A 12436-nucleotide genomic window follows, 5' to 3' on the forward strand; every position below is an offset into this window, starting at 1 on the left:
TCTGCGTAGTTAAATCCCTTATTTATTATATAAATTTTATGCAACAAAGAAAAAAGCATCCGCTATGGATGCTTACTCTATATCTATCAAGATGTAAACGTTGAAATGTTAGGCCCTTCTTGGTGCTATAGTGATTTTTATGTCATAGTTCCTAATCTATGGAATTAATATGTTTTTCTATTAAAATTGAGCAATCCACCAATAAAGAAAACAATAAAACTAATCAATACAATTGAAATACTTTTTGTAGAAATAAATAATAATTCAGTTTCACTTCCCGTAGGTACCATAGCTAGAAGAGGTTGAGACCATGGATAAATTGGGCCAAAACGTTCAGATTGACCAATTATGATACCAGGTATTGTTAGGGCAACACATATTATCATTGGGGCCGCAAAACTAGACCAAATTGCAGAAAGCCACATTTGAAGGGCAATTAAAGGTAACGTTGTAAATAATCCTCCTAATAGGCTTTTGAATACATATGTTGTTGGAAAAGGATCAGTTAACCCAATACTATGTCCCACTATAATTATTGTTAAAAAGAATAAACACTGGGTAATAATTATAAAAAACACTACAAAAATGGCTTTAGTACAGTAAAGTTGATAACGCTTTATAGGTTGAACTAAAAGTTGCTTCCATCCGCCATTTAGATGATCTTGACGGCAGATTAAAGCTGCAAATAATCCTGTTAATAGTGGTAGGAATAGCATGGCATGCATTACGGTGGCCAATCCATATAGCATTTTCCAGTTTCCTGAATTCGACATGACACTTCCTACATTTATATAAGTTAAAACTCCCGTTAAAAGAGGACTAATAAATAATAACATCCATATGTTTGTCTTTTTAATTTTATGAAATTCAACTAAAAATAGTTTTAAATTTAGCATTATTTATCCACGTCCCTTTTAACAAAATCAAACGTTGCTATAAAAAGTAATAACATTCCTACTATAATTCCGCATATTGTAACTGTATTTGATTGACTAGCAATTGAAGGGAATTTCCATAAAATCCAATCAGGTAAGGAGTTTGAGAACATAGCCACTACTGTTCCTAATACCCCCACCATTAATGTAATTCCTTGATTTTTATATACAATAGAGAGCCATAATTGTAATGCGAAAATTGGTAAAGAAGAAATGTATGGGAAAAAACTAATTTTTATTACTTCTAGCCATGGAATAGAATTCCCAAACTTTAGGTTTATGCCTAAAAAAACACTACCTATAAAGAGAATTAAACAAGATAATAGTAATAAGCTAAAACTTAATATGAATTTAGTTACAAATATTTTTCTCTTTTCTATCGGGAGTATTAAAAGGTGCTTCCAAGATGTAGAGCTATGTTCTAAATGAGCTAATATAGAAGTAATAATCGTAATACCCAATAGTATGGCTGGAAGAGAGAGGGACTGAATGTTTGAAAGTAGTCCTCCCCACAAATTACTTTTATACTTTTCTGTTAAGAAATCATATCTTAAATGGAAGTTTATTGATTGAAGTATAATAACTCCTATTGGAGCTATTACTATTAAAAACCAAATCCACTTGCGCTTTAATTTAAGACATTCAGATGCTAAGAGGGACTTGTACATCGCTCTGTTCCCCCTTCACGATGTTTAGGAAAATATCTTCGAGTGAATTTTTCTCTTCCTCAATACGGAATACAGATATATCATTAATAACTAAATTCTTCACAATATTAGCTATGGCTGCATTATTAGTATTAGATATAATAATTTCACTTTGTTCCATTACTGAAGGGGTACCACTAGCAAGAATAATTTTCCATGCTTCCTTAGGTTTATCAACTAAAATCTTAATGGAGTTCTGTGAATGTTGTCGTAAAACCTCAATTTTATCTTGGAAAATAAGTCGTCCCTTTGAAATTATTCCAACATATGTAGCCATTTGATCTATTTCACTTAGTAGATGGCTAGAAACTAATATAGTAATGCCTCTTTCTTTTGCAAGACTTTTTATTAATTCGCGCATTTCATGTATACCTTGGGGATCAAGTCCATTTGTAGGTTCATCTAAAATTAATAATTTAGGATCACCTAATAGTGCAATAGCGAGACCAAGCCGCTGTTTCATCCCTAATGAGTATTCTTTGACCTTTTGTTGAGCAGCATCTTGTAATCCAACGGTTTTTAAAACATCATGTATTTTTTCCTTCGGTACATTTCTTAAAAGTCTGTAAACTTCTAGATTCTCAATTGCGTTTAGATGTGCATAATAAGAGGGATTCTCCACCAGTGCTCCAACATCAGATAAAATAGATAAACGGTTTTTATTTAAATTCTTTCCAAAAACAGTAATAGTTCCTTCGGTTGCCTTAATTAAGCCTAATAACATTCTAATACTAGTTGTTTTCCCTGCACCATTCGGTCCTAAAAAACCATAAATTTCACCTTGAGGAATTTTTAAATTTACGTCATTTACAACAATGCTATTTTTATATTTTTTAGTCATATTATTTGTTTCAACAATATATTTCATATTAACACCACCTTATATCCATTATAGTAAGTGAGGGTTAATATGAAGTTCTAAAAAGTTTAAAATTTGTTTAAATTTATTTTTTTACATAATATAGTAATTGTTATATAGTTAAATAAACAAAATTTATTTGATATTAAAGGGTGAGAACGTGAAACACATTATTTGTATCGAAGACGAAATTGATATAGGTAAACAAATAAAAATCGATTTAGAAAAGCAATCTTACAGAGTTTCGTGGTTTACCTCAGAAAAAGGGTGTTATGAGGCTATTAAAATTGCGGATTTAATTATCTTGGACATTATGCTTCCAGGATTAGACGGTTTTACACTTGGGCAGAGGTTTAAAAAAAACTACCCAGACATCCCAATAATTTTAGTAACTGCACGTACGGCATTAGATGATAAATTACAAGGACTATCATTCGCTGATGATTATTTAACCAAGCCGTTTCATTTTAAAGAATTATTAGCAAGAATAGAAGTTTTATTAAGGCGATATAATAGACTAGAAGATACCATACAAACAATTAAGCATCTTCAAGTTTCTACAAAGGAATACCGAATTTTTAATACTATAACAGATAAAGAGGTAGAGCTAACTGGTAAGCAACATCAAATTTTCTTTTATTTAATGCAGCATCTAAATCAGACATTAACAAAAGAGCAAATATTTGAATCTATTTGGAACACTTCTTATATAGAAGGAGATAAGACACTCATGGTACATATTCGATATTTAAGAGAAAAAATTGAAATAGACCCAAGTAATCCAACAATAATTGAAACTATACATGGAATAGGCTATCGATTAAGAGGATGAAGAAGAGTACATCTTTATTAAAAAAGTATATTTTTATTATATTGATTGCTATAGTTATAATTCCGGTCACGTTTCCATTGACTTCGATAATTTTCACATTATCTTATATGCAGCTAGACACTTCTGAACCTTATTACAGTACTAAAGAAATTGAAAAAGTTTGGAATAAAAATTCTATGTTGTTGAATGAAGAAAACCCTGAAGAAATTAAAGAGTTTTTTCATTCTATACTTAAAACTTATCCTCATGCTTCTATGTTTTGGGTCGATAAGCAAGGTCAAGCTCATTTTCCAGTTTCAAATCCGTCTAATATACCAGCACAATGGACAGTAAGTTATGGTATAGACTTTATGAAAAATAGTATAGATGGAGATTCTTATACTGTAATAAATTATATTGGGAAAGAAAAGAAAGAAGCTTTTATGGTAATTCAACTTCCTAAAAAATATATTAAATATCCGGTTCTACGAATGCAAGAAAAATATAGTACCGTTTTTATTATTATGATTATATTTATTTTATTAACATTTTTAATTCTCTCATGGATCTTTTTTAGAGGTATTAGAAACCGATTAAGTCAGTTACAAGAATCAATGCGGCTTTCTAAAGAAGAACCAATACCTAAAAAAGTTGAAATATCAAAAATGGATGAAATCGGTTTGTTGGAGCAAAGCTTCAATAATATGATACAAATTCTAGAGGAAAGTCGTTTAAAAGAACGAGAAGAAGCTGAATTTAGAAAGGAACTAATTGCTAATCTTTCTCATGATTTAAGAACCCCTTTAATGGTATTTCGTACCCAAATCAATGTATTAAAAGAAGAAGTAACATCGAATAAGGGAAAAGAAACTATATTATTATTGGATGATAAAATTAGTTATATTGCTGAACTTATTGACAATTTATTTTCGTACTCATTATTGACGAATAAAAAATATCCATTTAATCCAAAAAATATAAACATCACATCTTTATTAAGAAAAAGTATTGCCTCTTGGTACAATACTTTAGAAGAACAAGGTTTTTATATAGATATTAAAATTCCAGAAAAGGAAATCTATTGGCATATTGATCCAAACTGGTTTCAGAGGATTATTGATAATGTTATACAAAATGTGATTAGATATGCAAGTGAAGGAAAATACATTGGTATATCTATATGTGAGAGAAACAATGAAGAAACCATTTCAATTATCGATTATGGTCCAGGATTCCAATATCAAAACCATTCAAATAAAGGGGCTGGGATAGGATTATCTATCATTTCTCTTATGTCAATGGAAATGGGTATAAACTGGACTATTGACTCTACTTATGGAAAAACTATAATTATATTTCAAAAAAGCAAAAAAACATCTAAATAGATGTTTTTTTGCTTTTTTGAAATACGAAACAAACAATACTAAAAATTTGATAATTTTATGTTTAAATTGCTAATTAACTATGCCTAAGAATATATTAATTGTAGCGATTTTTTATTCAATTATGTTCCAATAAAATTTTGGTAGAATCACTTTTGGTATAAAGTTTAAAATATTCTCCTTTTAAGTCCATTAATTCAGTATGTGTACCTTGTTCAACAATTTCTCCATCATCTAAAACATAAATTATATCGGAATCTACAATTGTTGAGAGCCTATGAGCAATTACGACACAAGTACAGCCAACACTTTTGAAATGATTAGCAATCTTTTCTTCATTAATTGAATCTAGAGAACTAGTAGCTTCATCTAAAACTATAATTTTTGGTTCATTTAATAATGCCTTTGCAAGTGCGATGCGTTGTCTTTGTCCCCCAGAAAAATTCAATCCCATATCTGAGACTAGAGTATTATAATGCATAGGCATTCTTTCAATTTCATCTGCAATTTGTGCAATTTGTGCAACTTTTTGGACAGATTGTATATCTACATTCTCATGCCCCAGACGGATGTTATCGTAAATAGATTGGTTAAACAAATAAATTTCTTGAGGGACAACCCCCATTTGTTTTCTTAGTTGTTTTTTCTTAATATTTTTGAGATTTAGAGAGTCATAATAAATTTCACCGCTATTTGGATTATATAAACCTAGTAATAATTTCCCTAAAGTACTTTTCCCTGAACCAGAAGCTCCGACAATAGCCACTTTTTGTCCGCTTTTAATATGCAAAGATAGATTTTTTATAACAGGACTCGAGTGTTTATTGTAAGAAAACGTTACATTTTCTAACTTTATATCCCCTTCGATTGGATTAGGAACCAATTGTGTTCCTTCCTTTTCAACCTCTTCATTCGTAATATCTTGTATTCTTTCTAAAGCGTTAGTAGCTGATATAAAACTATTCCATGTTTGAAAAATAGAAAAGCTATAGTTAAAGTACATGACTGTCAAAGAATAAAAAGCAATTACTTCTCCCAAGGTAATATTTTTCTCAATATATAATTTTAACCCAAGTAAAAGTACTAAAAAAGGGGAAATGGTTTGCATCATTTGAGTAAAAGTTGTATATACATTCTGTAAATTAGCCTGTTTTTTGTATCTAACTAGAACATTTTTTAATTTACTTTTCCAAGCGCTATATATATCGTCCTCAATACCAGCTACCTTAACTGTAAATATCGCTGAAATGGCTTCAGTTTGAGTTGTACTCAATTTACTTCGTTCTACCATCTCATATAAAGTATATTCCTTGATAGAAGGACGCATAATTAAAGTAAAACCAATACTTATTAAAAATAAAATTAATACTAAAGCTGTTAAAATAGGTGATTTGTATAACATATAAAATGTCATAAATACAATGGCACTGATGTCCATTATACTACCTATCACTTTTTCTGATAATAGATCTCGTATTGCATTTATAGTATTTATTCTATATAACAAATCCCCTTTGGCTCTTATTTCAAAAAATTTGTAGGGAACTCGTAACAGATGACTAAATACTTTTCCAAGCAGCGAGTAATCTAGTAATGCTCGCAAATCAATAATATATTTTCCCCTCATAAGTAAAAGTAAACCATATAGTATTAATACACCTGCAAAGAAAAGAATAGTATTTATGTTCAAGCTGTTGTGGAGAGTAACACTATCAATTAGCTTTTGAATCATCATAGGAATTGACAAAGTAATGGCGCTAACAAGAAAAGTAAGCAAGAAAAGCTTAAGAAATAGTAGTTTATTACTAAAGATATTTGGCAAAAAAGTTTTAAAAGCATATTCCTTCTTAGTAATTGGTATAAATTTTTCGGTTGGCTCCGTTGTCAAAACATAATTAGAAAACATCATTTCTACTTCGCTTTCTAACATCCTTCTCCTGCCAAGTGCCGGATCCACTATATAAAATTTATTATTTTTAATTTTTTCTAAAACTACAAAATGATTCTCATTCCAATGTATTATTGCCGGAAGTTTAATTTGTTTCAAACCTTGTACAGTGGTCTTGTATACACGAGAATGAAAACCCATCTCATTTAAAAGTCGATATAAATGCTTTAATCCAGTACCATCTCTTCCAGGTTCTAAGTATTTTCTTAGGTCACTAAGAGAATGATTACTATTATAATATCTCAATATCATTGTGACACAACAAAGGCCACATTCTGTTTGTTGTAATTGTTCAACAAATGGTACTTTATTCTTATTTGAGTAAAACATTTTCTCTTCACCAACTTTTATTTATATTAAGCAAAAAGGATAGTATATATTTTCAATTAATATGCAACTAAGCTATCAAGAATTTTGATAGCTTAGTTGCAATAAAAAGTGAAATTTGTATTGCTAAAATTATTCCAGCCAAAGAATACCTGGCATCGAAAGGTCTGATCCATTTTTTAAAATTGAATACCCACAACCTGATAGACCAACCATTAAACCATAGATACATATAGATCTAAAATATCCTTCATTCCAATCTTCATTAATAAAATCTGTATAGATTTCATTATATGTATTAAGACATCTATTTTTTAAGTATGAATCACCTAAAATATCTGCCGCATATTGAAGTATATCTAGGTTTCCTAAATCACCATGACACAAGGTATCATTATTACCGAATCCTAATTTAATAGTGGTGCTGAGGGCTATTTGGATTTCATTGTCAATTAAATCATCAGAATAATTATTTTGTTTTAGTATAAGTCGATTTAAAAGGATACCAGGTGCTCCATGACACCAACCAACGCTAGTTGCATCATTTGCTGCATTGATATACCAGTTTTCATCTTTTGTATTAAACATTAAACGTTCGTAATTTAATGATTTTTCTATCAATTTTAAGATTTTAGGGCTTTTATTAATTACATATAGTCGCATTAACATTGCAGATATTCCACTTGTTCCATGGGCAAATCCAGTGTATCCTTCAGTTTCTAAATTAGAGCCCCAAAATACAGAGTCATCAGAATAGTAAGTAGCACCATCTTCAATAGTCTGATAAACTTGATTCGCCATATTTAAAAGCTTAGATTTTTTAGATTTATCAGCTGTTTTATTGTAAATAGAGAGAATGACTCCTAAATAACCAGATAAGCCACCAATAATGTCATAACGCTTATTCGTATTCATGTCATTTATATAAAAGTCTATATTTTCATATGTAAAATCAATAAATTCTTTATTATTAAGTATCTTTCCTAAATGGAATAAGGTATAAAAAATACCACTAATGCCTGCAAATGCCCCAATTTCAAAGTCTTCATCATCAAACATATTGTCTTTTTTGTAATCTAGTATAATTTTTACATATTCAATACATGGCCTCATGGACTCAATAGCAGCTTCTTTAAATTTATTATCATCGGTAAGAACACCTAAATACCCTAAAAATAGGGCAATACCACTATTACCTTTGTAAAGATCATATTCTACTGGTGATATACGAGTTGTAATTTCTTCTTTACCATACATCATCAATCCAATCCATGTTCTATCAGTTTTAAGATTTTCTTTACCAGTAATACTATTTTCAAGTAAATGATTTCCTATTTTGACCAAAGATTCATATTGATCCTTTTTTGATATAGGGATAAAGTCATGTTGAATTGAAAATTCAGTATTTGTCCTTAAACTATCTTTCTTATTTTCAGTATGAATAAAACTTAAATCAATAAATTTTATTTGTTCATTTAAATCTTTAATACTGAAATTTTGTATTTTTTGAAAGACACTCTCTAAAGGAGAGTTTTTCAAATTTAAATTTTCAATAATTTGACCCTTAGAATCTGTTATTTCTTCTAGACTAGTATTAGTTGTAAAATATGGTATATCACCTATAAGTAAATCCTCAAATTCATGCCGGGATATCTTTTCGTAATTTTCCATATATTTATACAATGATATTCTGTGTAATAAAATCTTTCTATGCATTGAATTTCTTAATAAATCTGGATGGTAGCTGGATCTTAGCAATCTTGTGTATACAAAAGTTGGTTTAAAAATTATTCTACATATTTTATTAGAGAACAATTCATTTATTTTGCAAATGAACATTTCTTTATTGGTCATAATCCATTGATAAGTTTGTGTGAATCCTTCTTGAATTTCATTAATATAACTTTCAATTTTTTGATTATGATTATTTAGTTTAGGATTATTATTACGTGGTTCTAAAGGCATATAATCACGAACAACCCTTAGATTATCACTATTATTATTTTGAATGGTTTCAGATTTAAAAGGAGCAAGTTGTGTTTGATCACCTCCGACACCGCCTAAATCGAATACATTAACATCAGATTTATCTTTTGTAACAAGTCGACTTGGTAATAAAAGAATTGATAAAACAGATGAGTCAATTCTTTTATTACAATTATTAATTGCACTTGTTTTACTTTGATTAATTTCTTCTAATTCACCATGAATAAGCGATTCTAAATCGATAAGAACTGGATGCTCTGAACTTGCAATTAGGTTTTCACTATGAAAATCTTTTGCATTTAATGCATGGAGAATGCATAATAGATGTCCTATACGATTATAAAAATATGCTACTTGCTTTTCATCCGTACACTCTTCAAATTTAATATACTCCATCCAACCGCTTCCTTGGATGGAATATGTTTTAGCTGCTTTTAGTTTTTTCATACCGGAAATCTTTTGCTCATTAATCCAATTCAGTAAATTATAATATCCTTCCTCAAAATCTAGATTTCTAGGTTTATAAACTAATTTAATACCCGATGTAAAATGTAAGATTGAAACACTCTTTCCACTCTGGTGTGTATCTCCAGAACCAGTTTCAATATCGATTAGGCTTCCTAATTCTTTACCTTGGTTAAAAAGCAGTGCCAGGTTCTTGATTTCTAATGATGTATTTTTTAAGTTTTCAATTATAAACTCTAAATAATTCTTAACTTTAAGTTTCATAAGGAGTATTAAATGTCTATATTCTGTATACAAACCTTTAAGAAAATTTGTATCATTTAATAATGAATTTTGAAAGTATACAAATCTTTCTTCTGAAGTTGTCCCTATTAATAAATCATTATGCTTTGCTACATTAATTTCTAAAATTATCGTACGGTATGCCATTGGATATACTAACTGAATAATTTTAATGATTAAATTTTTAAAAAATTGTTCCTTGTTTTCTAGAATATTAAAATCATTTATTACGTCATAATACGTATGTATATAATATTTAACGATGGGTTTAAAAAAATTTAAAAATTGAATATCTCCATATAACTCCTTATTTTTATCAAATATGGAGTCTATCTTTTTCATTTTATTATCATCAACTAGATTGAATAAATCTGATATTTCAATTTCAGATTTACTCAATTTATCCTCTTCTTTGATCCACTCTTGTTCTAAATCTTTAAGATTTTTATGTCTTACTTCTTTTGAAATTTCTTCAAATTCATTTATATTTTTCACTTCTGGAAATAAACTCATCCAATAATTTATTACATCTGAAAAGTTAAAATCTAATTCCGTGTTTACTGAACTCTCCATAGAAATCCCTACTTTTTTATGATATAGTAATTAAATTTATCTTATATTTTATTTGAAGTTTATAAATTTTGGGGGAATAACAGAATTTATTTTGGTTAGGAGACTTAGTTCATTTCCCATGGAAGATGAACTAAGTCAAGATAACATAAAATCACTTATTATCGTACGTCAAAAAAAAAAGAAGGGATAGGGTGATTTTTTCTCACCCTTTATTAAGATAAAACATTTTAATGATATTCGATAATACGCCTGTTTATTAATATATTTATAAATCTTTAGATTTCACTTTGAATGATGGTAGTTATTTTACTCATACAAAATAAAAAAATGACGATGATATTTTTATCATCGCCATTTTTTTTATTTTTTAAATTAGCTTCCGCAACTGATTGTTCCCATACATTCAGCAGAGTATGTACACATTTTTCCGTAGTTTCCTTTAAGTCCTGCTGCGTGTGCAATAGCAGCTGAAAGATTATAACCACCATTAACATTATTCATTTCTTGTTCATTAATCTCTTCTAATAAATTTCCAGCTGGATGTTTCTCCGCCATTGAATATTTGTTTTGTAAAACAGGATTTTTTGAGAAATTTTTCATTTTAAAAGCCCTCCAAATGTATTTTTTTGAAATTATGTTATCTATTTACAGTTTAAGGGTAAAAATAACATCTTGGAAGGGTGATTTTTTCTTGACGTATTAAATTATTTTCTGAGGAGAAAATCCATTAACTTTTTCTATTACCGACCTTGTATTAGTACAATTCATTTTTTTTAGAATATTATGTATGTGACTTTTAATAGTATTCTGTGATTTGAAAAGGATACGTTGTATTTGAGATCGACTATACCCCTTTTCTATAAGGTTGTATACTTCTCTTTCGGAACAAGTTAAATTGTTTAACAGAAACTCTTTTTTTAAAAAACAATAATCATTAATTAAAACCGTAAAAGGATTACACTCTTTGCAGCTATCTTTTATTTTAAATGGAAGACTAGAATATTCTTCTTTTAAGATATAATTTGTTACACCAGCAGCAAACGAGGATTTTATTAAGTTAATATCTTTTATAGCTGTAAATATAATTATTTTTATATCTGGGCATATATTTAAGATTTTATTAATTAAATTAAATTCTTTCTCTTCTTCAATACATAAAAGAATAACATCTATATTCAAAGTTTTTACTAATTCCAATAACGTAACTGTATCACTTGTGGTGGCGATTATTTTAATATCTTTACTTTCTTTTATAGTATTATGTATTTTACTCATATAATCGGTATTTTTTTCAAGAAGCAATAGTTTAATAATATCCATTATAACTGCTCTCCTTTTAATAAAAAAATTTATACGTAATTTATTGGATAAATTAAATATATTCCACATCAACTTTAGTCCTTTAGATAATTATTCAAATTAATTAGATATCTAATTAATTTCCGTTTTAGCAAAATAAAATTAAAATTCTTTATATTTCTCTATGTATGTCTGCGAATACTTAAACTCTAGAAATAGTGCGTAGATTTCGATTAATTTCAAGAAATTCCTGATTTAGTTGTCTCTGTAAAGCCATGATTCATATATACTAAATTAGTAAGTTTTTTTATAGAAATTTTGCCATTTATCTAACCTGTAAAATTGCTCTTTATATTAAAAATTGTTTAAACTCTTCTCATATAAATTGCACTTGTTACTGGTTTTATATTTTTTTAAAGCAGAAAGGGTAATGCTTAAACGTTTGATAAGAGTTTGATTCATGGAACCATTCTATTCGAGAAAATTTCGTATTATAAATACAGTTAAAATTCATATTTTTTAATATTCAGAATATAATTCGTTATCCTCATTAATATTAGAATGAATTACAAAAAAAGTATAAGTTAAAATTATTTGAGTCTATGTTCAATATCTGAGTATTGTTTTTTAGAGCTTCAGAGATGTTATTTTGAATAATTTGGGCTGATGCGAGATAAATTTTAAGTTGATACCATAGGAGTCTCATGTCGTAGTTTCTTGAAATAAATATTCAATTTCATTATATTTTCCACCATTTCTGTAATATCCCATCACTTTTGTTTACCATATTCCCCTTTATAACTCCTTAATTATTTCATTCCAAATATTTAGAAATTAAAGAGTGGAATTTTTAATAATTGAA

The 12436-nt window shown here is 28.4% G+C and carries 9 protein-coding genes; 2 read left to right on the forward strand and 7 right to left on the reverse strand.

The genetic code is table 11. The features are described 5' to 3' along the window. Positions 1 to 164 precede the first annotated feature (164 nt). From ACTFSL_RS24745 to ACTFSL_RS24755, 3 genes are read right to left on the reverse strand one after another with little or no spacing between them, the layout of a single operon-like run. Positions 165 to 896: an ABC transporter permease gene (locus ACTFSL_RS24745; RefSeq protein WP_063539128.1), complete on the reverse strand. Its 732-nt coding sequence runs from the start codon at positions 894 to 896 to the stop codon at positions 165 to 167. Beyond that, a complete protein-coding gene (locus ACTFSL_RS24750; RefSeq protein WP_088338652.1) occupies positions 896 to 1603 on the reverse strand; it encodes an ABC transporter permease in 708 nt (235 codons plus the stop codon). The genes ACTFSL_RS24745 and ACTFSL_RS24750 overlap by 1 nt, the downstream gene beginning before the upstream one ends. After that, positions 1578 to 2510: an ABC transporter ATP-binding protein gene (locus ACTFSL_RS24755; protein ID WP_243821250.1), complete on the reverse strand. Its 933-nt coding sequence runs from the start codon at positions 2508 to 2510 to the stop codon at positions 1578 to 1580. The genes ACTFSL_RS24750 and ACTFSL_RS24755 overlap by 26 nt, the downstream gene beginning before the upstream one ends. A gap of 151 nt (positions 2511 to 2661) precedes the next feature. Here ACTFSL_RS24755 and ACTFSL_RS24760 point away from each other — a divergent pair, with 151 nt between their 5' ends. Beyond that, a complete protein-coding gene (locus ACTFSL_RS24760; protein ID WP_063539122.1) occupies positions 2662 to 3333 on the forward strand; it encodes a response regulator transcription factor in 672 nt (223 codons plus the stop codon). Continuing rightward, positions 3330 to 4697, forward strand: a complete 1368-nt coding sequence (locus tag ACTFSL_RS24765; protein WP_063539120.1) for a HAMP domain-containing sensor histidine kinase — start codon at positions 3330 to 3332, stop codon at positions 4695 to 4697. The genes ACTFSL_RS24760 and ACTFSL_RS24765 overlap by 4 nt, the downstream gene beginning before the upstream one ends. Positions 4698 to 4812: 115 nt before the next feature. Here ACTFSL_RS24765 and ACTFSL_RS24770 read toward each other — a convergent pair whose 3' ends face one another. The 4 genes from ACTFSL_RS24770 to ACTFSL_RS24785 form a co-directional block, all read right to left on the reverse strand. Then, positions 4813 to 6972, reverse strand: a complete 2160-nt coding sequence (locus tag ACTFSL_RS24770; RefSeq protein ID WP_063539118.1) for a peptidase domain-containing ABC transporter — start codon at positions 6970 to 6972, stop codon at positions 4813 to 4815. Between the two features lie 129 nt (positions 6973 to 7101). After that, the gene (locus tag ACTFSL_RS24775) at positions 7102 to 10275 is read right to left on the reverse strand and encodes a type 2 lanthipeptide synthetase LanM family protein (RefSeq protein ID WP_440042563.1); all 3174 of its coding nucleotides are present in this window, start codon (positions 10273 to 10275) and stop codon (positions 7102 to 7104) included. Between the two features lie 372 nt (positions 10276 to 10647). Beyond that, complete coding sequence (locus tag ACTFSL_RS24780) at positions 10648 to 10875, reverse strand: plantaricin C family lantibiotic (protein ID WP_063539114.1); 228 nt, start codon at positions 10873 to 10875, stop codon at positions 10648 to 10650. Between the two features lie 99 nt (positions 10876 to 10974). Further along, the gene (locus ACTFSL_RS24785; protein WP_063539112.1) at positions 10975 to 11595 is read right to left on the reverse strand and encodes a response regulator transcription factor; all 621 of its coding nucleotides are present in this window, start codon (positions 11593 to 11595) and stop codon (positions 10975 to 10977) included. Positions 11596 to 12436: the final 841 nt, after the last annotated feature.

The organism is Bacillus cereus group sp. MYBK108-1, from assembly GCF_051917185.1.
Taxonomy (GTDB): Bacteria; Bacillota; Bacilli; order Bacillales; family Bacillaceae_G; genus Bacillus_A; species Bacillus_A cereus.

Bases quoted from the DNA above. Each gene is read 5' to 3' on its own strand.
- ACTFSL_RS24745 (WP_063539128.1), bottom strand. From the start codon at position 896: ATGCTAAATTTAAAACTATTTTTAGTTGAATTTCATAAAATTAAAAAG.
- ACTFSL_RS24750 (WP_088338652.1), bottom strand. From the start codon at position 1,603: ATGTACAAGTCCCTCTTAGCATCTGAATGTCTTAAATTAAAGCGCAAG.
- ACTFSL_RS24755 (WP_243821250.1), bottom strand. From the start codon at position 2,510: ATGAAATATATTGTTGAAACAAATAATATGACTAAAAAATATAAAAAT.
- ACTFSL_RS24765 (WP_063539120.1), top strand. From the start codon at position 3,330: ATGAAGAAGAGTACATCTTTATTAAAAAAGTATATTTTTATTATATTG.
- ACTFSL_RS24770 (WP_063539118.1), bottom strand. From the start codon at position 6,972: ATGTTTTACTCAAATAAGAATAAAGTACCATTTGTTGAACAATTACAA.
- ACTFSL_RS24775 (WP_440042563.1), bottom strand. From the start codon at position 10,275: ATGGAGAGTTCAGTAAACACGGAATTAGATTTTAACTTTTCAGATGTA.
- ACTFSL_RS24780 (WP_063539114.1), bottom strand. From the start codon at position 10,875: ATGAAAAATTTCTCAAAAAATCCTGTTTTACAAAACAAATATTCAATG.
- ACTFSL_RS24785 (WP_063539112.1), bottom strand. From the start codon at position 11,595: ATGGATATTATTAAACTATTGCTTCTTGAAAAAAATACCGATTATATG.